Below are 23,915 nucleotides of genomic sequence, written 5' to 3' on the forward strand. Positions count from 1 at the left end.
CAGCCTGATGAGCAACCCGACCGCAACCGACCTGCCCGAGGGCGACGGCATCGAGCCGATCGCCATCATCGGGCTGGCCGCCCGCCTGCCCGGCGCGGCCGACGTGAACGAGTTCTGGCGCAACCTGGTCGACGGGGTCGAGTCGGTCACCGAACTGACCCGCGAGGAGCAGCTCGCCCGCGGCGCCACCGTGGATGAGGTCGACGACCCGGGCTGGGTCAACCGCGCCCCGCTCGTGGACGGGTACGACGAGTTCGACGCCGAGCTGTTCGGGATGACCGCCCGCGAGGCGGAGATCACCGACCCGCAGCACCGGCTGTTCCTGGAGTCCTGCTACACCGCGCTCCAGGACGCCGGCTACGACCCGACCCGCTACGACGGCGCCGTCGGCGTGTACGCCGGCACCGGCGGCAACACCTACCTGCACCGCTACGTGCTGCGCAACAAGCGGGTCGGCGGCAACCCGCACGGCACCGTCTCGCTGGCCACCGGCAACTCCCCGAACTACGTGGCCACCAACGTGTCGTACCGCCTGGACCTGCGCGGGCCGAGCCTGACCGTGCACACCGCCTGCTCCACGTCGCTGGTCGCGTTCCACCTGGCCTGCGAGGCGCTGCGCAACGGCGAGTGCGACATGGCCCTCGCCGGCGGCGTCAACATCGAGCTGCCGCACGTCGGCTACCTCGGCATGGAAGGCTTCACCTCGCCCGACGGCCGGTGCCGCCCGTTCGACGCGGCCGCGAACGGCACCGTCTGGGGCAGCGGCGCGGGCGTGACCCTGCTCAAGCGGCTCTCCGACGCGATCGCCGACGGCGACGCGATCCGCGCCGTGGTGCTCGGCAACGCGATCAACAACGACGGCGCCGGCAAGGTCGGCTTCACCGCGCCGAGCGTCGACGGGCAGATGGAGGCGGTCGCCCAGGCCGTCGCGATGGCCGACGTCGATCCGCGCACGATCAGCTACGTCGAGGCGCACGGCACCGGCACCGCGATGGGCGACCCGATCGAGATCGCCGCCCTCTCGGCCGTCTACACGAAGGACACCGACGAGCGGGGCTGGTGCGGCATCGGCTCGGTGAAGTCCAACATCGGCCACCTCAGCCAGCCCTCCGGCATCGTCAGCGTGATCAAGACGGTGCTCGCGATGGAGCACGGGCTGATCCCGCCGACCATCAACTACGAGACGCCGAACCCGGCGATCGAGTTCGCCGACACCCCGTTCTACGTGGCGAACACGCTGACCAAGTGGGACACCGACGGCACGCCCCGCCGCGCCGGGGTCAGCTCGTTCGGCATCGGCGGCACCAACGCGCACGTGGTCCTGGAGGAGGCGCCGGCGGCGTACCGGGAGCGGCGGGTCCGCCCGGCGCAGCTGCTGCACGTCTCGGCGAAGACCGCCGGCGCGCTGGACACGGCCGTGCAGCGGCTCGCCGCGCACCTGGAGTCCGCCACCGACCGCGGGCCGGAGCACCTCGCGGACGTCGCGCACACCCTGCGCGTCGGCCGCCAGCAGTACCCGCACCGCGTCGCCGTGGTCGCCACCGACCTGCCCGACGCGGTCGCCGCGCTGCGCACCAAGCGCCGCCGGCAGGCCGGCGTGGTCGAGGGCCCCGCGCCCCGGCCGGCCTTCCTCTTCTCCGGCCAGGGCTCCCAGTACGCGGGGATGGGCGCGCAGCTCTACGCCGAGGAGCCGGGCTTCGCGGCGGTGGTGGACGAGTGCGCCGAACTGCTCCGCCCCGAGTTGGGCCTGGACGTCCGCGACCTGATCCTCGGCCGCGACCCCGAGGCGGGCGAGAAGCTCACCGAGACCCGCTACACCCAGCCTGCCCTGTTCGTCGTCGAGTACGCCCTGGCTGTGCTCTGGCAGTCGGCCGGGGTACGGCCGGCGGCGATGATCGGCCACTCGATCGGCGAGTACGTCGCCGCCACGGTCGCCGGGGTGCTGAGCCTGCCGGACGCGCTGCGGGTGGTCGCCGCCCGGGGCCGGCTGATGCAGTCCGTCGCGCCGGGGTCGATGCTCGCCGTGCCGCTGGACGAGTCGGTGGTCGCCGAGCGGCTGCCCGAGGGGCTGGCCATCGCCACCGTCAACGGCCCGGGCACCTGCGTGGTGGCGGGCCCGAGCGAGGCGGTCGCCGCGTTCGCCGAGACGATCGACGCCAAGACCAAGGCGCTGCGCACCTCGCACGCCTTCCACTCGCCGATGATGGAGCCGATCCTCGCCGAGTTCACCGCCCTGATGGCCACGGTCACGCTGCGGCCGCCGGCGATCCCGTTCCTGTCCAACGTGACCGGCACCTGGATCACCGAGCAGCAGGCCACCGACCCCGCGTACTGGGCGGCGCACCTGCGCCAGCCGGTCCGCTTCGGCGCGTGCGTCGCCACCCTGCTCGCCGAGGGCACCTGGTCGCTGGTGGAGTGCGGCCCGGGCCGCCAGTTGGCGAACCTGGCCCGGATGCAGGTGGCCAAGGCGTCCGAGGCGCAGCGCAAGCTCGTCCCGCTGGGCAGCCTGCCGGGTCCGGGCGAGCCCACCGGCGACCTGGCCACCCTGCTCGGCACGGCGGCGGCGCTGTGGTGCGCCGGCACGGCGGTGCGGCTGGGCTCCGACCCGGACGCGCGGCGGGTGCCGCTGCCGACGTACCCGTTCGAGCGGCGCCGCTACTGGGTCGACCCGGACCCGGTGCAGGCGGGCGCCGCCGCGCCGGCCGAGACCGGGCCCCGGCCGCTGCCCGAGTGGTTCGCGGTGCCGGTCTGGCGGCAGGCGGCTCCCGAGCCGCGGACCGCGCCGCTGGGCCGCTGCCTGGTCCTCGCCGACGGCCCGCGCGGCGACGCGCTGGTGGCGGCGCTGCGGGCGGCGGGGGAGCAGCCGGTGACCGTACGCCCCGGCGAGGGCTTCGCCGCCGACGGCGACGGCTGGCGGCTGCGCCCCGGCGTCCGGGACGACTACGACGCGCTGGTCGCGGCCCTCGCCGCGGACGGCGTGCCGACCCGGCTGGTGCACGCGTTCGCCCTCGACGGAGAGCCGACCGGCGCCGACATCGCCGCCACCTGGGCCGCCCAGGACCGGGGCTTCTTCAGCGCGCTGCACCTGGTGCAGGCCCTGGCGGGCGCCGGCCTGACCGCCGAGGAGGGGGCGTTCACCCTGGACCTGGTCACCGCCGGCATCGGCGACGTGACGGGCGCGGACCTGACCCGGCCGGAGCACGCCACCCTGGCCGGCCTGGCCCGGGTGCTCCCGGCCGAGGTGCCCGGCCTGACCGTCCGGCTGGTCGACGCCGGCCCGGCCGACGCGGGGGAGCGCGCCCTCGCGGCCGAGCTGCGCCGCCCGGTCGACGCGCAGCGGCCCGAGGTGGCGCTGCGCGGCGGACGCCGCTGGGTGACCGGCTACGAGCAGGTGACCGTCGACGCCGAGGGCGAGCCGGGGGCGCTGCGCGAGGGCGGCCGGTACGTGATCACCGGCGGCCTCGGCGGCATCGGCATCACCCTCGCCGAGGACTTCGCCACCCGGGCCCGGGCGAAGCTGGTGCTGCTGGCCCGCTCCGGGCTGCCCGCCCGCGAGGAGTGGGACGACCACCTGGCCGTGCACGGCGGCGACCGGGCCGGCCGGGCCATCGCCGCGATCCGCCGGATGGAGGCGGCCGGCGCCGAGGTGCTGGTGCTCGCCGCCGACGTCACCGACCCGGCCGACCTGGCCCGGGTCCGGGCCGAGGCCGAGCGGGCGTACGGCGGAATCGACGGCATCGTGCACGCGGCCGGCCTGCCCGGCGGCGGCATGGCCGAGATCAAGGAGCGGGCCGAGGCGGAGCGGGTGCTCGCGCCGAAGCTCGCCGGCACCCTCGCGCTGGCGCGGGTCTTCGGCGACCTGCCGCTGGACTTCGTGGTGCTCTGCTCCTCGATCACCGCCGTGATCGGCGGCTTCGGCCAGGTCGACTACTGCGCGGCGAACAACTTCCTCGACGCGTACGCCCGGGCCGGCGCCGGCTTCCGCGCGCCCGTGGTGTCGCAGAACTGGGGCGGCTGGGCCGAGGTGGGCATGGCCGTGGAGACCAACTCCCCGGCGGGCTTCCGGGCCGCCGGGCGGGACACGGTCACCAGCCCGGTGGACCACCCGGTGCTCACCACGAAGGTCACCGGCGCGGACGGGACGGTGCTGCACGGTCTCGTCTCCGCCACCAGCCACTGGCTGCTCGACGAGCACCGCATCGGCGGGGTGCCCGTGGTGCCCGGCACCGCCCACCTGGAGTCCGTCCGGGCGGCGGTGACGGCGGCGCTGCCGGCCCCGGCCGGGGACGCCGCCGTGGAGCTGCGTGACGTCGTGTTCCTGGAGCCGTTCTCGGTGCCCGACGGCACGGTCGCCCAGTACCGGGTGGAGCTGACGCCCACCGACGACGGCGTCGACTTCGCCGTGCGCAGCCTCGCCGCCGGGGTGTCCCGCACCCACGTGCGCGGGGCGGCGGGCTGGACGGTCGAGCCGGCCCCGCCGGCGGCGCCGCCGGCCGTGGCGGGCCGCCGGGTCGACGACGACTCGTCGTTCGGCCGGGGCCGTACCAGCATGCTGACCTTCGGGCCGCGCTGGACGGCGCTGCGCGAGCACGTGCTGGGCGACGGCGAGGAGCTGGCCCGCGTCGAGGCCCCCGCCGAGGCGGTCGGGGACCTGCCGTCGTGGGGGCTGCACCCGGCGCTGCTGGACGTGGCGACCGCGTTCGGCCGCGGCCAGGGCTCGGGCACCTACCTGCCGCTGTCGTACGGGCGGATCGTGGTGCGCGGGTCGCTGCCGGCGCAGTTCCACAGCCACCTGCGGCACCGCGACAGCGCCACCGACGAGGTGGTCGCCGCCGACCTGTCGCTGCGCGACGCCGACGGCCGGGAACTCGTCGCCATCAGCGACTTCGTGCTGCGGCGCGTCGACCAGGGCGCGGTGACCGGCGGGCTCGCCGCCGCGCCCGAGGCGGACACTGCGGCGACCCCCGCCGGCCCGACCGAGGACATCCGGCCGGTGGACGGGGCGGAGGCGTTCCGGCGCAGCCTCACCGCCGGGCTGGGCGCCCAGGTCGTGATCACCACCCGGACGGTGGAGGACATCCGCCACCGCGCCGGCCGGGTGACCACGGAGAGCCTGGAGGGCGAGCCGGAGGCCAGCACCTCCGCGCCGGCCGGCACCGGGGGCGGCTCGGCCGCGCCGAGCACGGAGCTGGAGATCACCATCGCCCGGGTCTGGCAGGACGGGCTCGGGGTGGCCGACGTCGGCGTCGACGACGACTTCTTCGCCCTCGGCGGCAACTCGCTGGTCGCGGTGCAGCTGATCGCCGCGATGCGCAAGGCCACCGGGGTGCGGCTGCCGATGCGCAGCCTCTTCGAGACGCCCACCGTCGCCGGGCTCGCCGCCCGGATCGAGGAGCTGCGGGCCACCGCCGCCCCCACCGACGAGCCGGCCGCGCCGGCCACCATCCCCGCCATCCCGCGGTTGCCCCGCGCGTGACGACGAGCGACAACAGGAGTAGTGAGGAAGCAATGAGCGACACGATCGCCACGCTGCCGGTGGTCGTCGAGAACGACGGCCGGGAGCTGACCGAGTTGATCGCCGCCCGCCGCGCGGAACTGCGCGCGAGCCTCGTGGAGCACGGCGGGCTGCTGTTCCGCGGGTTCGACGTCGGCGGCGTCGAGGGCTTCGACCGGGTGGTGCGGGCGCTGTCCGGCGAGCCGCTGGTCTACACCGAACGCTCGTCGCCCCGGCACGCCATCGCCGGCCGCGTCTACACCTCGACGGACTACCCGCCGGACGAGGAGATCTTCCTGCACAACGAGAACTCGTACCAGGCCCGCTGGCCGCTGACGCTGTTCTTCTACTGCATCACCCCGCCCGAGACGCAGGGCGCCACCCCGCTCGCAGACGTGCGCCGGGTGTACGAGGAGATCGACCCGGCGGTGCGCGAGGAGTTCGTCCGCCGCCGCTGGATGCTGGTGCGCAACTTCCACGGCGACTTCGGCACCCCGTGGCAGCACGTGTTCAACACCGACGACCGCGCCGAGGTCGAGGCGTACGCGGCGGCGAACCGGATCGAGCTGGAGTGGCTCGGCAAGGACGGGCTGCGCACCCGCGCGGTCCGCGACGTGGTGCACCACCGGCCCGGCTCGGACACCCCCCGCTGGTTCAACCACGCCACGTTCTTCCACCTGAGCACCCTTCCGAAGGACTACCAGGAGGGGCTGCTGGCCATGTTCGGCCCCGAGGGGCTGCCGTCGAACACCTACTACGGCGACGGCGGCGAGATCCCCGCCGACGTCATGGACCACCTGCGGGCCGCGTACCGGGCGGCCAGCGTCCGCTTCGACTACCAGCGCGACGACGTGCTGGTGGTCGACAACATGACCGCCGCGCACGGGCGGGAGCCGTTCACCGGCCCCCGCAAGATCGCCGTCGCGATGGCCGAACCGCACACCCCCGAGAGCGCTGGAGAGAAGTGATGGCCGAAACCCGATTCCTGGTCGTTCGCAACGACGAGGAGCAGTACTCGATCTGGTCGGCCGACCGCGACCTCCCGGCGGGCTGGCACGAGGCCGGCTTCGCCGGCAGCCGTGAGGAGTGCCTCGCGCACATCGACACCGTCTGGACGGACATGCGCCCGCGTTCTGTGCGGGAGGCCGGCGCATGAGTACCCCGAAGGAGTGGACCTTCCCGGCCTCGTACGCCCAGGAGCGGGTGTGGATGGCCAACCAGCTCGACACCGGCTCGCCGGTCTACAACGTCTCCAACCCGTGGCGGTTCCCGGCCGGGATCACCCCGGAGCAGGCCAACGAGGTGTTCGGCCGGGTGGTCGCCCGGCACGAGTCCCTCCGCACCCACCTGCGGATGGACGACGGCAGCCTCACCCAGGTGGTCCGCGCCGCCGAGCCGGTCGCGCTGCCGGTCGACGACCTGCGCGGCCTCGCCGGGCCGGAGCGCGAGGAGAAGGTGGCGGCGCTGCTGAGCGGGCTGGCCCGCGCGCCGATCCCGCTGGACGCGCCGCCGCTGTGGCGGGCCCGGCTGGTCCGGCTCGCCGACGACGAGGTCGCGCTGCTGTTCGTGGTGCACCACGCGGTCTTCGACAGCCACTCGGCGGTGCTGTTCACCAACGAGCTGGCCGCGTTCAGCCGGGCCGCGCTGACCGGCGCGCCCGCCGACGTGCCTGAGCTGCCCATCCAGTACGCCGACTTCGCGGTCTGGCAGCGCGACCAGCTCACCGGCGCGGAGCTGGACCGGCAGCTCGGGTTCTGGCGGAACCACCTGGCCGGTGCGCCGCCGGTGACCGCCCTGCCGCTGGACCGGCCGCGCCCCGCGCAGCTCGGTTTCGCCGGCGACGAGGTGCACTTCGACCTGCCCGACGGCCTGCTCGACCGGGTCGGGAAGCTCGCCGCCGGCGCCGCCGCCACCCCGTACATGGTGCTGCTCGCCGCGTTCACCGCGCTGCTGTCCCGGATCTCCGGTGACGACGACGTGGTGGTGGGCGTCTCCACCGCCGGCCGGGACACCGCCGAGGTGACCCCGCTGATCGGCATGTTCGTCAACCCGGTGGCGCTGCGCTGCGAGCTGACCGGCGACCCCACGTTCGCGGAGCTGCTCGGCCGGGTGCGCGGCGGGCTGGTCGACGCGATGGAGCACGGCTCGACCCCGTTCCAGAAGATCGTCGAGACCGTCGCCCCGCAGCGGGACCCGTCGGTGCAGCCGATCTTCCAGACCGCGCTGAACTTCATCCCGGACTCCGGCCTCGACCCGGTGCGGCTGGGCACCACCAAGGACGACCTCGCGTTCGACATCACCACCGGCGCCAGCCGGCTGGTCTACCGCACCGCGCTGTTCGACCGGGCCACCGCCGAGGCGGTGGTCGCCCGGTACGTGCGGCTGCTCACCGCGGCCGTCGCCGACCCCACCCGGCGGATCTCCGCCCTGCCGCTGCTCGACGACGCCGAGCGGGAGCTGGTGCTGTCCGGCTGGAACGACACCGCCCGTGAGGTGCCGCCGACCACCCTGGTCGCCGAGTTCGAGCGGCAGGCGGCGGCCACCCCGACCGCCACCGCCCTCGTCCGCGACGGCGTCTCGCTGACGTACGCCGAGCTGAACGCCGCCGCGAACCGGCTCGCGCGCACCCTGGTGGCGCGGGGCGCCGGACCGGAGACCCGGGTCGCGCTGGCGCTGCCCCGCTCCGTGGAGCTGGTGGTGGCGATCCTCGCGGTGCTCAAGTCCGGCGCCGCGTACGTGCCGGTCGACACCGGCTACCCGGCCGGGCGGATCGCCTACCTGCTGGCGGACTCCGAGCCGGCGCTCGTGCTCGCCACGCCCGACACCGCCGGGCTGGTGCTCGCCGGCGCGCTGGTGCTCGACGGCCCGGTCGACGGCGACGACGCCGACCTGACCGACGCCGACCGGGTTGCCCCGCTGCGTCCCGGGCACCCCGCGTACGTCCTCTACACCTCCGGCTCCACCGGCCGCCCGAAGGGCGTGGTGGTGGAGCACCGGGCGGTCACCGCCTACCTGGCCTGGGCCCGGGACACCTACCCGGGGCTGGCCGGCACTGCGCTGCTGCACTCGCCGGTGTCGTTCGACCTGACCGTCACCGGCCTGCTCGGCCCGCTCACCGCCGGCGGCACCGTCCGGCTCGCCGCCATCGACGAGGCCGGGGCCCGCGTTGGCGACCGGCCGGCGTTCCTCAAGGTCACGCCCAGCCACCTGCCGCTGCTCGACGCCGAGCTGTCGCCGACGACCGACCTGGTCATCGGCGGCGAGGCGTTGACCGCGGAGCAGCTCGCCGACTGGCGGGCCGCCCACCCGGGTGTCGCCGTGATCAACGAGTACGGCCCGACCGAGGCGACCGTCGGCTGCGTGGCCGCCCGCGTCGCGCCGGGCGAGGAGCTGCCCGCCGGGGCGGTGGCGATCGGCCGCCCCACCTGGAACACCGGGGTGTACCTGCTCGACGCCGCGCTGAACCCGGTCCCGCCGGGCGTGGCCGGCGAGCTGTACGTCGCCGGTGACCAGCTGGCCCGGGGCTACCTGCGCCGGCCCGGCCTCACCGCCGAGCGTTTCCTGCCCTGCCCGTACGGGCCGCCGGGGCAGCGGATGTACCGCACCGGCGACCTGGCCCGCTGGCGGGCCGACGGCACGCTGGACTACCTCGGCCGCCGCGACAACCAGGTCAAGATCCGTGGCATGCGGATCGAGCTGGGCGAGATCGAGTCGGCCCTGCTGGCCCGGCCGGACGTCCGCGAGGCAGCCGTGGTGGTGCGCACCGACTCCGGCGAGCCGACCCTGGTCGGTTACGTCGTCGGCGCGGCCGACGAGGCGGCGCTCGCGGCCGACCTGGCCCGGGAACTGCCGGCGCACCTGGTGCCGGCGGCGTTCGTCCGCCTCGACGCGCTGCCGCTGACGCCGAACGGCAAGCTGGACGCCGCGGCGCTGCCCGCCCCGGCCACCGCCCCGGCCGCCGACGCATTCGTCGCCCCGCGCACCGACGCCGAGGCGCTCGTCGCCGAGGTGTACGCCGACATCCTCCAGGTGGACAAGGTCGGCGCGCTGGACGACTTCTTCGCCCTGGGCGGCAACTCGCTGCGCGGCATGCGGGCGATGGCCCGCATCCGGGCCGAGGTGGACGTGGACCTGCCGATGCGGGCGCTGTTCAGCACCCCGGTGGTGGCCGACCTGGCCGCCCAGATCGAGCAGCGGATCGCCGCCGAACTCGACGAGCTCTCCGAAACCGAGGTCGCCGCGCTGCTCGCGGCGGAGAAGGACACTCCCTGATGACCGACCTGAAGGATCCGGCCCGGGACGCGGCCCGGCAGGCGCTCATCGCGCAGCGCCTGCGTAAACGGCAGGCCGCCGCGCCCACCGCCCGGATCACCCCGCGTCCGCCGGACGCAGAGGTGCCGCTGTCGTACGCCCAGGAGCGGGTCTGGTTCATGGACCAGCTCGCTCCGGGCGAGGCGGCGTACCACATCGCGGTGCCGCTGCGGGTGCGCGGGCCGCTCGACGTCGCGGCGCTGCGCCGGGCGCTGGCCGGCCTGGCCGGGCGGCACGAGTCGCTGCGCACCCGGTTCCCGGCCGACGCCGACGGCCGACCCACCGTGGTGGTCGCGGACTCCGTCGAGGTGCCGTTGACCATCGTGGACGCCCCCGACGAGGCCGCCGCGCAGGCGCTGGTGGACGCCGCCGCCGCCGAGCCGTTCGACCTGGCCGAGGGCCCGCTGCTGCGCGCCCTGCTGATCCGGCTGGCCGACGAGGAGCACGTGCTGTTCCTCGGCAAGCACCACATCATCGGCGACGGCTGGTCGGTCGACGTGCTGCTGCGCGACCTGATCACCCTCTATCGCGGCGGGGAGCTGCCCGCCCTGCCGATCCAGTACGGCGACTTCGCCCACTGGGAGGCCCAGGAGCTGGACGGGCCGCAGGCCCGCGGGCACCTCGACTACTGGAATCAGCGGCTGGCCGGCATCACCCCGCTGGAACTCCCGCTGGACCTGCCCCGCCCGGCCACCCAGACCTACGCCGGCGACTTCGTCGAGTTCCGGCTGGACCGGGCCGCCGCCGACGGGCTGAACGCGCTCACCCGCTCCTACGGCGGCACCCTGTTCATGACGCTGCTTGCGGCGTACCAGGTGCTGCTGGCCCGGCACGCCGGCCAGGACGACTTCGCCGTCGGGGCGTCCGTGGCCGGCCGCTCCGCGCCGGAGCTGGAGAACATCGTCGGCATGTTCATCAACATGCTGCCGCTGCGGGCCGAGCTGGCCGGCGACCCGACCTTCGCCGAGCTGCTGGAGCGCACCCGGCGCAGCGTGCTGGACGGGCTGGAGCACGGCGAGGTGCCGTTCGCCAAGGTGGTGCACGAGCTGGGCCTGCCCCGCGACGTGAGCCGCTCCCCGGTGTTCCAGGCGATGTTCGTGCTGCAGAACTACGAGATCGGCCGGTTCAACGAGGTCTCCGACGCCACCGACGTCACCTTCGACTGGACGCCGATGGAGCTGCGGGCCACCCGGTTCGACTTCGAGTTCCACGCGGTGGAGATCCTCGACGGGCTCTACGGCAAGCTGGTCTTCAACACCGACCTGTTCACCCGCGACACGGTGGAGCGGATGGCGCAGCGGTTCAGCACCCTGCTGCGCGCGGTGGTGGCCGCCCCCGACACCCCGATCTCCGCGCTGGACCTGCTCCCCGCCGACGAGCGGGAACTGCTGGCGGGATGGAACGACACCACCGCCGACTTCCCGGCCGCGCAGACGCTGCACGGGCCGATCGAGGAGCGGGCCGCCCGCACCCCCGACGCGGTGGCCGTCACGTTCGAGGGCCGCGGCGTCACGTACGCCGAGCTGAACGCCGCCGCCAACCGGGTCGCGCACCGGCTGCGCGCCGCCGGCGTGGGCCCGGAGACCCTGGTCGGGGTCTGCGCGGAGCGGTCGGTGGAGCTGGTCGCCGGGCTGCTCGGCGTGCTCAAGGCCGGCGGGGCCTACCTCCCGCTGGACCCGGAGTACCCGGCCGACCGCCTGGCCTTCATGGTCACCGACGCGGCCGCGCCGGTGGTGCTGGTCCAGGAGCACCTGCGTGACGTGCTGCCGGACACCGGCGCCACGGTTCTCGCGCTCGACGACGAGCGGGTGTGGGCCGACCAGCCGGCGGACGACCCGTCGCCGGTCGCCGGCCCCGGGCACCTGGCGTACGTCATCTACACCTCCGGCTCCACGGGCCGCCCGAAGGGGGTGCCGAACACCCACCGGGGCATCGTCAACCGGCTCGACTGGATGCAGAAGACCTACGGGCTCGGCGCCGACGACGCGGTGCTGCAGAAGACCCCGGCCAGCTTCGACGTGTCGGTGTGGGAGTTCTTCTGGCCGCTGCGCGAGGGCGCCCGCCTGGTGCTCGCCAAGCCCGGCGGGCACAAGGACGCCGGCTACCTGCGCGACCTGCTGGTCGCCGAGCGGGTGACCACCACCCACTTCGTCCCGTCGATGCTGACCGTCTTCCTCGCCGAGGACGGCGTCGAGGCGGCGACGGCGCTGCGCCGGGTGATCTGCTCGGGCGAGGAGCTGCCGCTGGCCTCGGCGCTGGACTTCACCGCCCGGCTGCCGTGGTGCGGGCTGCACAACCTGTACGGCCCGACCGAGGCGGCCATCGACGTCACCGCCTGGCACTGCGACCCGGCCCTGCTGGCCGGGCTGACCAGCGTGCCGATCGGCGCGCCGATCGCCAACCTGCGGCTGCACGTGCTCGACGAGCGCGGCGAGGAGTGCCCGGTCGGGGTGGCCGGCGAGCTGCACATCGGCGGGGTCGGGCTGGCCCGCGGCTACCACCGCCGGCCGGCGCTGACCGCCGAGCGGTTCGTGCCGGACCCGTTCTCCGCGGAGCCCGGGGCGCGGCTGTACCGCACCGGTGACCTCGCCCGCTGGCGGCCCGCGCCGGGCGGCGACGGCGGGGTGATCGAGTTCCTCGGCCGCATCGACCACCAGGTCAAGCTGCGCGGCCTGCGGATCGAACTGGGCGAGATCGAGAGCGCGCTGCGCGAGCAGCCGGGCGTGGCCGAGGCGGCGGTGATCGTCCGCGAGGACAGCCCCGGCGACAAGCGGCTGACCGCGTACGTGGTCGGCGGGGCGGAGCACGCCGCGCTGAAGTCGGCGCTGAAGGAGACGCTGCCCGAGTACATGGTGCCGAGCGCGTTCGTCACCCTCGACGCGCTGCCGCTGTCGCCCAACGGCAAGCTCGACCGCCGGGCGCTGCCCGCGCCGGTGGTCACCCGCGAGGCGTCCGTGGCGCTGGTGGAGCCGCGCGACGACACCGAGCGGCTGCTGGCCGGGATCTGGTCGGAGGTGCTCGGCGTCGACACGCTCGGCATCGACGACGACTTCTTCGACCTCGGCGGGCACTCGATGCTCGCCACCCAGGTCGTGGCGAAGATCCGCAAGGCGGAGCACGGCGGCCGGCCGGTCGGCGTGATGGACCTGTTCCAGCAGCGGACCATCCGCGAGCTGGCGGCCTTCATGTCCGGCAGCGCCGAGGCCGACGGGCCGCGCCGGCTGCTCTACGAGCTGACCAAGCCGATCCCGGCGGCCAAGCGCGTGCTCTCGTACGTCTGCGTCCCCTACGGCGGCGGCAGCGCGATCGTCTACCAGCCGCTGGCCGACGCGCTACCGGCCGGGCACGCGCTGTGGTCGCTCGCCATCCCCGGCCACGACGTCGGCCTCAGCGAGGACGGCCTGCCCTTCGACGAGCTGACCAGCCGGGTCGCCGAGGAGATCCTGGAACGCGTCGAGGGGCCGATCGCCCTGTACGGCCACTGCGGCGTCGGCAGCGCGATCGTCGCCGAGGTGGCCCGCAAGGTCGAGGCGGCCGGGCGAAACCTGGAGGCGCTCTACATCGGGGCGATGTTCCCGTTCGCCCGACCGAAGGGCGCGTTCGCCACCCTGCGCAACCGGCTGGAACAGCTGCGCAGCAACCGGCACTACGCGAGCTGGCTCAAGTCGATGGGCGTCGACACCGACGAGCTGGACCCGGAGCAGGCGGACCGGATCATCAGCAACATGCGGGCCGACTCCCGGGCCTCGGAGGAGTACTTCACCGGCCTGCTGGACCGGCAGGCGGCCAAGCTGCGCGTGCCGATCATCTCGGTGGTCGGCTCGGAGGACCCGGTCACCGACTACCACACCGAGCGGTACGCGGAGTGGCAGTTCCTCAGCGACACCCTCGGCCTGGTGGTGCTCGACCAGGCCGGGCACTTCTTCCTGAAGTACCGGGCCGAGGAGCTGGCCGAGATCGTCACCCGGGTCCACCCGGCGGTCGTGGCCGGCGACGTCTCGGCCCTCACCCCGGCCGCCCGGGGCGAGGACGCCGGCTGGTGGGTCGCCGACCACCAGCGCGTCGGCGTCGACGACCGGCCGGAGAAGACGGTGGTCAAGCCGTCCATGGCCAGGTTCGTGGCGGTCACCGCGGGGCAGCTGGTCTCCACCACCGGGTCGGCGCTGACCGCGTTCGCCCTGCCGATCTGGCTGTTCACGCAGACCGGCTCGGTGGCCAACCTCGGGCTGCTCTGGGCGCTCGCCCTGATCTGCGGCGTGCTGATGCTGCCGATCGCCGGGGCGATCACCGACCGGGTCAGCCGCCGGAAGATCATGATGATCGCCAGCAGCAGCGCCGGCTCGATCCAGCTGGTGCTGGCCGCGCTGCTCTGGACCGACAACCTCCAGCTGTGGAACATCTACCTGCTGGTGGCGTTGAGCCAGGTCGCCGGGTCGTTCCAACGCATCGCGTTCCAGTCGGCGGTGCCGCAGCTCGTGCCGAAGCGCTACCTCGGCCACGCGATGGGCATCACCCAGCTCACCAACGGCTTCGCCATGCTGCTGATGCCGGTCTTCGCCGCCGGCCTGCTGGCCGCCATCGAGCTCAAGGGCATCCTGCTCATCGACGTGGCGAGCTACGTGGTGGCGGTGCTGACCCTGGCCGTGGTCCGCTTCCCCGACCTGCTCGGGTGGCGGCCCAAGGAGCGGCTGCTGGTGGCCATCGCCAACGGCATGCGCTACTCCTGGCAGCACCGGGGCTTCCGGTTGATGCTCGGCTACTTCGCGCTGGGCAACATCTTCCTGGCGCCAGCCCTGGTGCTCACCACGCCGCTGGTGCTCTCGTTCGGCACCGCGACGCAGGTGGCCCAGGTGGCCCTCGCCGAGGCGCTCGGCGCGGTCGCCGGCGGCGTGCTCATGTCGCTCTGGGGCGGCCCCCGGCACCGGCGCATGATCGGCGTGCTGATCGGCAACCTCGGCACGGCCGTCGGCTGCATGCTGATCGGCCTCGACGCCTCGGTGGCGATGATCTGCGTCGGCGCGTTCTGGCTGGCGATGGCGATGACCACGGCGCAGTCGATCTACGCCACCATCGTCCAGGTGAAGGTGCCGCAGCGCTTCCACGGCCGGGTGTTCAGCCTCAACCAGACCATCTCCTGGTCGACCCTGCCGATCGGGTTCGCGCTGATCGCCCCCGGCGCGACCGCCCTGTTCGAGCCGATGCTCGCCCCGGGCGGGTCGCTCGCCGGGTCGGTGGGCGCGGTGATCGGCACCGGTCCGGGCCGCGGCATCGGCTTCGCGTACGTCTGCTTCGGCGCGGCGCTGGTGCTGATCACCCTCGGCGGCTTCGCGATCCGGCTGCTGCGCCGGTTCGACATCGAGGTGGAGGACTCGCTGCCCGACGACCTGATCGGCGCGCAGGAGCGGGAGAAGCGGCTCGCCGCCCGTGCCGCCGAGCGCGACGGCGAGAAGGTGCCGGTCGCGGCGTGAGTGTTTCCCCGGGGGCCCGGTCTGCCGGGTCCCCGGGTCACCGGGTCACCGCCAGGATGCCCCGTCCTTCAGGGCGGGGAGGAATGGCGGACGTGTTGTCAGCCATGTCTGTCCTTTCTGGTATGACTGGTCGTGTGCGGACGGCGTACAGGTGTCGGGCGTATCCGACCCCGGAGCAGGCGGCGGTGCTGAACCGCACGTTCGGTTGTATCCGCGTGGTGTGGAACCGCACTCTCGCCGCCCGTCACGCCCGCTGGCGCGCCGAACGGAAGTCCACCTCCTACGCGGAGACGGATCGGGCGCTGACGGAGATGAAGAAGCAGCCCGACCTGGCGTTTCTGGGTGAGGTGTCGTCGGTGCCATTGCAGCAGACCCTGCGGCACCAGCACACCGCCATGACCGCGTTCTTCGCCAAGCGGGCCCGGTACCCGCGCTACAAGTCGCGGCACGGCCGCCAGTCCGCCTCCTACACCAGGTCGGCGTTCCGCATGCGCGACGGAAACCTGACGCTGGGGAAGACACCGGGTGTGCTGCGGTTCGTGTGGTCGTGGCCAGGCGTGGACGTGACGGTACTGGATCCGACGATGGTGACGGTGTCGCGTGACCCGGACGGCCGCTGGTTCGTGACCTTCGCCGTCGACGTCGACACACCCGCCGCACCCGAACCCACCGGCGAAGCGGTGGGCGTGGACCTCGGCCTGACCGACTTCGCGGTGCTGTCCACCGGCGAGCGCATCCCCCACCCGAAACACATGGAACGGCGCGAACGCCGACTCAAGCGGTACCAGCGGATGATGGCCCGCACACAGAAAGGCTCCGCCAACCGCGCCAAAGCCAAACGGAAGGTCGCGCGGGCACATTCGCAGGTACGCGACGCCCGCCGGGACTTCCTCCACCAGCAGTCGACCGCCCTGGTGCGTCGGTTCGCTGCCATCGCCGTGGAGGACCTGGCGGTGGCGAACATGGTCCGCAACCGCTCCCTGGCCAGATCCATCTCGCGTACCGGCTGGGCCGAGTTCCGCACCCTGCTCGCCTACAAGGCGCACCGCAACGGCCGCACCCTCGCCGTCGTCGACCGCTGGTACCCGTCGTCGAAGACGTGTTCGGCGTGTGGGCACCTGCTCGCCACACTCTCTCTCGGCACACGCCACTGGACGTGTCCGGTTTGCGGCACCCGGCATGACCGGGACGTCAACGCCGCGCAGAACATCGCCGTCGCGGCCGGGCTGGTCGAGACGCAAAACGCCTGCGGAGCGGACGTCAGACACGAAGGATCTCCTTCCGTGCGGTCTGCGGTGAACCAGGAACCCCAACCCGTGAGGGTGGGATTCCTCTGCCTTTAGGCGGGGGAGGATGTCAATCGCCGTCGTACCGGTCGGCGAGGTCGATCTCGGGCACGTCCTCCGGGTCGGCGACCCAGGCCGAGAAGACCGGCACCCCGTCCCACGGGCCGGCCGCGCCGCCGCCGACCCGACCGTCGGTGGCGACCGCCACCACGGCGTACGGGTGGCCGAAGCGCAGCTCGGCGATCCGGACGACCCCCTGCGGCGGCAGGCAATCGAGCGTGGCGAAGCCGGTGACCGCGGCCGCCTCGAAGCCGTACCGGCCGTAGCGGGCCATCGCGGCCTGCGCCACCTCGAACCCCAGCCTCGCGGCACCCAGCAGCTCGCCGAACACCCGCGCGACGGCGGGAAAGCCCAGCTCGGGTGCCGCCAGCACGTGCCGGCTCTCCGCCGACCAGCAGGGCAGCACCGCCGTCGCCCGCTCCTCCCGGCCGCCCGGCGCGAACGTCTCGCCCGGCTCCTCCCGCAGCGTCCACAGCGGAGCGTCGCCCAGCGGAAGGTCGTACAGGGAACGCCGGGACGCCGGCAGGTGGTCCTCCGGCGTGGCGGCGGCGACCGCCGCGACCTCGTGGGCGGCGGCGAGGACGTCCCCGGCGGGCACGTCGGAGGCGGCGGCGACCGAGACCACCAGCAGCCCGGCCACACGGTCGGCGGTCCGCGCCGGCCGGGCGGCGGCGGCGTGCACGGCGACGGTGCCGGCCCGCGCGGTGTCCGTGATCCAGCACCGGTGGCCGTACTCCGGGGTGCGCAGCGCCCGGCCCAGCCGGCCGGCCCAGGCGCTGCCCGGACCGAGGGCGTCGGCGGGCACCACCTCGAACGGGTCCATCCAGGAGACCCGGGTGGCCAGGGCGCTGGCCAGGATCAGCAGCACCTCCGGCGTGACCGTCAACGGGAACGCGTCGATGAGGTCGAGCGTGTTCTCGCGGGCCCACGCGTCGAGCCCGGCCTGCTCCGGCAGCGGCCCGGTGGCGGTCGGCCCGGGCAGGGTTGCCCGCCACCCGTCGAGCCCGGCGGTCCCGGACCCCGGCCGGTGCCAGAACGCGGTCGCCGACGGCACCAGCGGGTGCGGCGCCTCCAACAGGGCGCGGGCCGCCTCGGCGGCCGTCTTCGCGTCCGTGCCGAGCGCCTCCTCCAGCGCCGTGCGGGTCGTGTCGGTGGTCGCCGGCGCGGCGAGCGCCAGCAGCAGCCACGCGCCGAGCGGGGAGGCGACGTGGTGCCCGTCGCCGATCACGGCGTGCAGTCGGTCGGCGTAGCGGGCCAGGGGAGTGCGGATGTCGATCGTCACCGCTCCACTGTGCCCGTTCGCGACGCCGCCGTCACCACCCGCCGACCCCGCCCGGCGATGGTCCGCGCCCGGTGGCCCGCCCGCGTCACGGCGCGGCGCGGCGCGGCGCGGCGGGGGAGCATGTCAGGACCACAGCTCGAACGGCTCCTCGATCTCCTCGCCGCCGAGGAACGGGGTCAGCAGCTCCGGCAGCCGGCCCGGGTAGAACCGCTCCCGGCTCGCCACCACCTCCGGCACCGGCCACCAGCGGAAGCCGAAGTAGTCCTCCCGCTCGTAGTCGAGCCGGTGTGCCTCGTCCACGTCCGGTCCCGCTCCGGCGAGCCGTACGGGCACGATCACCTCGTCCTGGAGGTGCCGCCGCTGCCGGTGCACGAAGCTGGCCCGCCGCCGCCACGTCGGCGGGCCGATCTGCGCGGCGGTGGCGACGATCCCGGTCTCCTCGCGCAGCTCCCGCACCGCCGTGTCCAGGTACGTCTCACCGGGGTCCGCGCCGCCGCCGGGCAGCTCCCACCACGTGCCCAGGCGGGGATGGTCCGGGTCGCGGGTGTGGAACAGCAGCACCCGGTCGTCGGCGTCGAGCACCACCACCCGCACCGCGCTGCGCTCCACGACCGGCAGATCCCGCGGCAGTTCGATCATTCGCCCATCATGCCCCGCGACGACGCGCGCTGGCGGAGGGCGGGCTGGTCACACTTCGCCACCGCCCTCCGCGGCGCACGTCACCCGCCGCCTCAGGGGCGGACCGGGTCGAACTGGAGGTAGTCGAGGTTCCAGTTCTGGTAGGCGTCGGCCGGCAGGCTCACCCGCACGGTGTGGTGGCCGGCCGCGAGTTCCTGGACGACGCCACTGGGCTGGAGCACCTGCTTGTTGTGGCTCGTGGTGTTCAGGACCGCCACCCGCTCGCTCTCCGGGCCTCCGTCGAACGACAGCGTGTACGTGCCGGCCGGGGAGTACGGCGAGGACACCCGTGCCGAAACGGCGTACCTGCCGCTACGCGGCACCTCGATGGCGTAGGTCAGCCACTCGCCGCCGCGCATCCACGAGAGCCGCACGTTGCCGTCGGCGTCACTGATGTCCACGTCCTCGCCGGGGCGCATCGGCAGCCCGCCGCGGTTACCGGCGTCGAGGTCGTGGTAGCCCACGCCCTCGCCCGGAAGGAAGTCCTCGGCCTGGACCCGGACGCTACCCTTCGGCACCGGGTCGCCGTCGCCGGTCTGCAGCCACCGCTCGAGCTTCTCGACGTCGTCGGTCTGGATGACGGTGGCGCCGAAGCTGGTGACCAGCCCCTCCCAGCCTCGACGAGGATCGATGAGCGAGGCCTCGTCGGTGAAGTGGTCCGCCAGACCGTTCCACATCGAGTTGAGCCAGACCCTGCTGTTCGCCGCCAGCCGGTCGAGGAACGGCTTACGTGCCACGACGTCGTACTGGCTGTCGAAGTTGACCTCGTAGCCGACCGGCTGGTCGCCGCCGAACGCCGCGACGTCGGCGAGATTGGCGTCGCCGATCATGTGTAGGTAGAGCGCGCCTTCGTGGCCGGCCAGGAACCGCTGGACCTCAGCCACCGGCGCAGCGCTCTTGTAGAGCCCGTTGCGGACCGTCCCGGTCTCGACGAGCACCTTCCAGATCTCCTCGCGGAACGGCCAGCCCTTGTCGAGATTGACGAGACCACGCGTCTTCGCGACCTCCATGGCCTCGGCGAGAGTCGGGACCTGCTCGTCGGTGACCGCGGCCTGGGCGCCGCCGAGGCCCTGCTTCAGGCGGAGCGCCTTGACCTGGGCGAGAGTGAGGTCGGCGACGGCGCCGGTTCCGTTCGTCGTGCGGTCGACGGTGGTGTCGTGCATGAGCACGGGGACACCGTCCTTGGTCAGCCGCACGTCGATCTCGGCGATCTCAGCGCCGTCCTCGTAGGCAGCCGCGATCGCGGGCAGGGAGTTCTCCGGGGCGTCACGCCACTGGCCGCGGTGCGCGGCGGTGAGGATCTTGGCCTTCGGACCGTGGTCGAGGATGTCATGGTAGGCGCGCTCGGCCGGCGTGCCGCCACCCCGGCCCGGCCCGCCGTAGCGGAGCGCCGGGGGAGGAGTGCCGACGCCGCTGGCGGCGACGGCGAGGGCGGCGGGTGCCTGCCGGCCGGTCGTGAGCGCTGCTCCGGCGACAGCGCCGGCAGCGACAAGGGAGAACGCGGTTGCGACGCGTACGGCGTGGTTGAGGGGCGATCGGTTCATGATCGCCGAACCTAGGGCCGGACCAGGCGCGCTACGCGTACCGGGCGTTGACGCCGCCTGACGATCGGGTGAAGGTCGGTCGCTGTGACCAGCCGGCCACGAGCCGCCGCCGCTGAGTAACGAGTGCGGGACGGTCAGGCGGCGGGCAGGGCGCCGAGGCGGTGCAGCAGTTGCCGGCCGAGCGGCAGCCGCTCGTCCGCATCGGCGTTCGTGCGGATGTCCACGTTCAGCGCGAAGCAGTACAGCCGGTCGCCGCGCTCGACCCAGCCGACCCACCACCCGGTGCCCGGCTCGGTGGCGTCCGTCTGGCCGGTCTTGGCGTAGAGGGTGTGGGTGGTGGTGCGTTCCAGGCGCAGGATGTCTCGGACGGTCGCCTGGTGCCCCCGGCCGGCCGGCAGTTCGCCCCGGGCCAGCCGGGCCAGCCACCGCGCCTGCTCGTCGGCCGAGATCGTCAGCGGCCCGCGCAGCCAGAACCCGTCCACCTCACCGCCGACCTCGCCGTTGCCGTAGCCGAGCCGGCGCAGCCACTCCCGCTCCCGCTCCGGCCCGATCCGCCGGGCCAGTTCCTGGAACACCGGCACGTTGGACACCCGGACCGCGTCACGTAGCCCCATGTCCCGCTCCCAGGCCGCGACGCGCTGGGGCCGGCCGCCGTACGGGACCTTCTCGTGCTCGTCGCGCACCACGCCGGTCTCGAGCGCGATCAAGCTGTGCGGGATCTTGAACGTCGAGGCCGGGATGAACCGGCGCTCGGCCCGGGCGCGGTCCACCATGACGACGCGCGCCGCCGTCACGTCGTACAGGACGAAGGTGCCCTGGAGGCCGGCCTGCCGGAACAGGCTCGCCAGGTCGTCGCGGGTCTCGACCGCCGGGGCGGCCGGCGAGGGCGACGCGGCGGTGGCCGACGGGCCGCCGGTCGGCGGGGGCTGCGGGCGCTCGCTCCCGGCGCAACCGGCCGCGCCGGCCAGCAGGGCCAGGGCGAGAACCGTCGCGCCCGCGACGCTCCGCCTGCGGCGAGCCGGCCACGGACCTCGTGGGCGGTACGGCTCACACCGGCGGGCGTCGGGCAGGCCCCGCACCTCGAAGGTCACCTGTCACCGCCTCCATGCACCGGCATCGACACCTCAGTTAAGCACGTGCCGCACCACGAGGCAGGCCGACGCCCGCCCACCCACCGTCGGCCGGCTCAGGGCGCCGCCCCGGCCCCCGGTGCCGAGACCTGGAGGTGCCGGTCCAGGCCCTCCACCAACGCGTCGGCGGCGGCGGGTACGACCTCGTCGGCCCACGCCCGCAGCTCCCACAGGAAACCGGCGAGGTCCGCCCGGACGCCGTCGACGAGTCGCATCAGTTCGTCGACCTGGACGTCCACATGCGCTCCGCGCTCCTCGTCCGCCCAGACCCGGATCGTGCCGTCCGCGCGATGCTCCACCCAGGGGTCGGGGTCGTGGCCCTGGTCCGGCGACGCGCCCGACGGAATCTCGTACCACGCGCGCCAGTCCTCGAGGCCGCTGCAGCAGCCCGGGTCGATCCGCGCCCCCGTGCCCGGGTCGGTGAGGCGCAGGCCGCCCGGCACCACGAGGGAACCCGGCTCCGGTCCGGCCGCCGCCACCGGCAGCACGGCGGTCAGCGGATCGTCGTCCTCGGGCCACACCGTGCGGTCGTCGACGTGGTTGTACGCCGCGATCCGCGCCACGGCGGTGCCCACCTCGGCGGCGCTCAGCGCACCGGAGAGCGCCAGCCAGGGGCCGACCTCGGCCACCGGCCACAACGTGAAGCCGTCGAGGCCACCCACCTCCAGCACCGGCTGGAGCATCGGCACGGGCCGCGCGGCGGCCGGTCGCCCCGGCACGGTATCGGCGCCACGCCTCGCCCGGACGCGGAACACCCTCACGGGATCGCCGCGCCGACGACGGCGGCCACGTCCGGCGGCAGCGGGTACGGGCGCTCCGGCGGCAGCAGCGCCTCGGCGGCCGAGTCGTCGCCGGCGTCGAGTGCCGCGCGTACCGCGCGGGCCGTCGGGGTCACGTCGGTGAGGGCGACCAACCACTCGTCGACGTACCGGCGCACCGCCTCGCCGGCCAGCCCGACCTGGAGCGACCGATGCGGCAGCGGCGCCAGCCGCAGCGACCGCTCCGGGTCCCACTGGACCCGCACCGGGCTGGCGCGCAGCCGCCGCGACCAGGTCTCCCGGTCGGGGTAGCGGTCGCGGTCGAAGCTGCTCAGGCACGAGTGGGCCAGGGCCCACTCGAAGCCCGACCGGGTGATTTCAACGGCCAGCACCCGTTCCTGACCGAGCTTCGTGGCCCAGCCGCAGCGGTACATCATCCAGCGGAACGACGGCTTGATCCACGTCATCCGCTCGCGCTTGAACGGCGGCACGAAGCGGCCGGCGGCCAGCGCCGCGCGGGCGATCTCCGGCGGGTACGCCTGGTACACGGTCACGGTGTCGGCGGTGAAGTCGGCGCGGATCTGGTGGGCGGGGACCGTCATGCCGCCGATCCTGATCGACCACCGGCCCCGGGTCCACCGGATTGTCCCGGTCCGGCCGGGCCGCGCGGCGGAGGATAGGCTGCCGCTCGTGGCAGGTCTTCTGAGGAGTGTCGCGGCGCGCATCGGCGGTGTCGTCCCGTCGCCCCGGCGGCCCGGCCCCGCTCCGGCGCAGGTCGCCCGGCGCCGCCAGGTCGCCGCGCTGCAGCGCCGCGTGCTGGCGTACGCGCCGGAGCTCGACGGGCACGCCGACCCGGGCGAGATCGTCTGGACCTGGGTGCCGTACGAGGACGACCCGCGCCAGGGCAAGGACCGCCCCGTGCTGGTGGTGGGCCGGCACAGCCGGACCCTGTTCGGGCTGATGCTCTCCAGCCAGAGCGAGCGCGACGGCCAGCGGCACTGGCTCGCGCTCGGCCCGGGCGAGTGGGACCGGGACAACCGGCCGAGCTGGGTACGCCTGGACCGCGTGCTGACCATGCGGGAGGACAGCATCCGCCGGGAGGGCGCGGTGCTGGACCGGGCCCGCTTCGACCGGGTCGGGCAGGCCCTGCGCGCCGGCTACGGCTGGCGCTGACCGCTCGGCTTCAGCCGGTGCCGACGGCCGCTGGGCGCTGACGGTCAGGCCGGCTCCCGGCTGGGCCCGACCCCGGCGCCCTTCGCGTCCGGCGGCGGGTACGGCTGCTCGGCCAGCAGCCGGGCGAGGTGTGCGCTGTTGAGCGCCAGGGCCTTCGTGGTGCGGTCCGTGGTGTCCGGCTTCGGCCGGGCGTCGATGTAGTCGACCTTGTGCAGTGCCTCGCCCACCCAGTAGGTGGCGCCGGCGGCCGGGCAGGTGAACCCGACCTCGTTGAGGGCCTGCTGCACCTGGCCGATGGTGTGGTGCGCGCCGTCCTCGTTGCCGACGACGGCGACGCCGGCCACCCTGCCGTAGGTGAGCAGCCGACCCTCGGCGTCGGTCTCGGACAGCTCGGCGTCGAGGCGCTCGAGGACCATCTTGCACACGGCCGACGGCTGGCCGAGCCAGATCGGTGTGGCGACGACGAGGATCTGCGCGGCCAGCAGCTTGGCCCGGATGGCCGGCCACCCGTCCCCGTCGCCCTCGTCGGTGGAGACCCCGAACCGCACGTCGTGGTCGACGACCCGGACCAGTTCGCCCTCGACGCCCTGCTCGGCGAGTTCCTCGAGCACCTCGCGCCCGAGCACCTCCGCGCTGGACGGGGCCGGTGACCGCTTCAGCGTGCAGTTCAGGACCAGGGCCCGGATGGTGGCCACGAGCGTTTCCTCTCCGCCGGCGCTGCGCTGACCCTG

Annotated in this window: 14 protein-coding genes; 7 read left to right on the top strand and 7 right to left on the bottom strand. The window is 74.3% G+C overall.

From position 1 onward, the window contains the following. Window positions 1-7: 7 nt before the first annotated feature. From ABZ793_RS27685 to ABZ793_RS27710, 6 genes are all read left to right on the top strand, one after another. The gene (locus ABZ793_RS27685; protein ID WP_357462135.1) at window positions 8-5,476 is read left to right on the top strand and encodes an SDR family NAD(P)-dependent oxidoreductase; all 5,469 of its coding nucleotides are present in this window, start codon (window positions 8-10) and stop codon (window positions 5,474-5,476) included. 32 nt (window positions 5,477-5,508) lie between these two features. Beyond that, window positions 5,509-6,462 carry a TauD/TfdA family dioxygenase gene (locus ABZ793_RS27690; protein ID WP_357462136.1) on the top strand — a complete coding sequence of 318 codons (954 nt, stop codon included), beginning with the start codon at window positions 5,509-5,511 and terminating at the stop codon, window positions 6,460-6,462. Next, window positions 6,462-6,650, top strand: coding sequence for an MbtH family NRPS accessory protein (locus ABZ793_RS27695; protein ID WP_357462137.1), 189 nt, complete (start codon window positions 6,462-6,464; stop codon window positions 6,648-6,650). The genes ABZ793_RS27690 and ABZ793_RS27695 overlap by 1 nt, the downstream gene beginning before the upstream one ends. After that, window positions 6,647-9,766, top strand: coding sequence for an amino acid adenylation domain-containing protein (locus tag ABZ793_RS27700; protein ID WP_357462138.1), 3,120 nt, complete (start codon window positions 6,647-6,649; stop codon window positions 9,764-9,766). The genes ABZ793_RS27695 and ABZ793_RS27700 overlap by 4 nt, the downstream gene beginning before the upstream one ends. Beyond that, window positions 9,766-15,273: an amino acid adenylation domain-containing protein gene (locus tag ABZ793_RS27705; protein ID WP_357462139.1), complete on the top strand. Its 5,508-nt coding sequence runs from the start codon at window positions 9,766-9,768 to the stop codon at window positions 15,271-15,273. The genes ABZ793_RS27700 and ABZ793_RS27705 overlap by 1 nt, the downstream gene beginning before the upstream one ends. A 122-nt stretch (window positions 15,274-15,395) precedes the next feature. Then, window positions 15,396-16,616, top strand: coding sequence for an RNA-guided endonuclease TnpB family protein (locus tag ABZ793_RS27710; protein ID WP_357462140.1), 1,221 nt, complete (start codon window positions 15,396-15,398; stop codon window positions 16,614-16,616). Window positions 16,617-16,629: 13 nt separating this feature from the next. On the opposite strand, the gene ABZ793_RS27715 is transcribed toward ABZ793_RS27710, so the two are convergent. From ABZ793_RS27715 to ABZ793_RS27740, 6 genes are all read right to left on the bottom strand, one after another. Further along, window positions 16,630-17,901 carry a hypothetical protein gene (locus tag ABZ793_RS27715; protein ID WP_357462141.1) on the bottom strand — a complete coding sequence of 424 codons (1,272 nt, stop codon included), beginning with the start codon at window positions 17,899-17,901 and terminating at the stop codon, window positions 16,630-16,632. Window positions 17,902-18,024: 123 nt separating this feature from the next. Beyond that, window positions 18,025-18,540, bottom strand: a complete 516-nt coding sequence (locus ABZ793_RS27720) for an NUDIX domain-containing protein (protein ID WP_357462142.1) — start codon at window positions 18,538-18,540, stop codon at window positions 18,025-18,027. Between the two features lie 92 nt (window positions 18,541-18,632). Further along, the gene (locus ABZ793_RS27725; RefSeq protein ID WP_357462143.1) at window positions 18,633-20,123 is read right to left on the bottom strand and encodes a glycerophosphodiester phosphodiesterase family protein; all 1,491 of its coding nucleotides are present in this window, start codon (window positions 20,121-20,123) and stop codon (window positions 18,633-18,635) included. A 134-nt stretch (window positions 20,124-20,257) separates the two neighbouring features. Further along, window positions 20,258-21,214, bottom strand: coding sequence for a class D beta-lactamase (gene blaOXA, locus ABZ793_RS27730; protein WP_357462144.1), 957 nt, complete (start codon window positions 21,212-21,214; stop codon window positions 20,258-20,260). Between the two features lie 95 nt (window positions 21,215-21,309). Beyond that, a complete protein-coding gene (locus tag ABZ793_RS27735) occupies window positions 21,310-21,972 on the bottom strand; it encodes a hypothetical protein (RefSeq protein WP_357462145.1) in 663 nt (220 codons plus the stop codon). A 38-nt stretch (window positions 21,973-22,010) separates the two neighbouring features. After that, on the bottom strand, window positions 22,011-22,613 hold the full coding sequence (locus ABZ793_RS27740; RefSeq protein WP_357462146.1) for a DUF4291 domain-containing protein: 603 nt from the start codon (window positions 22,611-22,613) through the stop codon (window positions 22,011-22,013). A gap of 88 nt (window positions 22,614-22,701) precedes the next feature. On the opposite strand from ABZ793_RS27740, the gene ABZ793_RS27745 reads away from it, so the two are divergent. Next, the gene (locus ABZ793_RS27745) at window positions 22,702-23,184 is read left to right on the top strand and encodes a type II toxin-antitoxin system PemK/MazF family toxin (RefSeq protein ID WP_357462147.1); all 483 of its coding nucleotides are present in this window, start codon (window positions 22,702-22,704) and stop codon (window positions 23,182-23,184) included. 44 nt (window positions 23,185-23,228) lie between these two features. Here the strand turns inward: ABZ793_RS27745 and ABZ793_RS27750 are convergent, their stop codons facing one another. Further along, a complete protein-coding gene (locus tag ABZ793_RS27750) occupies window positions 23,229-23,879 on the bottom strand; it encodes an NAD(P)H-dependent oxidoreductase (RefSeq protein WP_357462148.1) in 651 nt (216 codons plus the stop codon). Window positions 23,880-23,915 lie beyond the last annotated feature (36 nt).

The organism is Micromonospora sp. NPDC047465 (genome assembly GCF_040643125.1).
GTDB lineage: Bacteria > Actinomycetota > Actinomycetes > Mycobacteriales > Micromonosporaceae > Micromonospora.

What these genes read in the sequence shown, in the direction of transcription:
- ABZ793_RS27700 (WP_357462138.1), top strand. Translation starts at nt 6,647, where the DNA reads ATGAGTACCCCGAAGGAGTGGACCTTCCCGGCCTCGTACGCCCAGGAG.
- ABZ793_RS27685 (WP_357462135.1), top strand. Translation starts at nt 8, where the DNA reads ATGAGCAACCCGACCGCAACCGACCTGCCCGAGGGCGACGGCATCGAG.
- ABZ793_RS27690 (WP_357462136.1), top strand. Translation starts at nt 5,509, where the DNA reads ATGAGCGACACGATCGCCACGCTGCCGGTGGTCGTCGAGAACGACGGC.
- ABZ793_RS27710 (WP_357462140.1), top strand. Translation starts at nt 15,396, where the DNA reads ATGACTGGTCGTGTGCGGACGGCGTACAGGTGTCGGGCGTATCCGACC.
- ABZ793_RS27725 (WP_357462143.1), bottom strand. Translation starts at nt 20,123, where the DNA reads ATGAACCGATCGCCCCTCAACCACGCCGTACGCGTCGCAACCGCGTTC.
- ABZ793_RS27720 (WP_357462142.1), bottom strand. Translation starts at nt 18,540, where the DNA reads ATGATCGAACTGCCGCGGGATCTGCCGGTCGTGGAGCGCAGCGCGGTG.
- ABZ793_RS27740 (WP_357462146.1), bottom strand. Translation starts at nt 22,613, where the DNA reads ATGACGGTCCCCGCCCACCAGATCCGCGCCGACTTCACCGCCGACACC.
- ABZ793_RS27705 (WP_357462139.1), top strand. Translation starts at nt 9,766, where the DNA reads ATGACCGACCTGAAGGATCCGGCCCGGGACGCGGCCCGGCAGGCGCTC.
- ABZ793_RS27695 (WP_357462137.1), top strand. Translation starts at nt 6,462, where the DNA reads ATGGCCGAAACCCGATTCCTGGTCGTTCGCAACGACGAGGAGCAGTAC.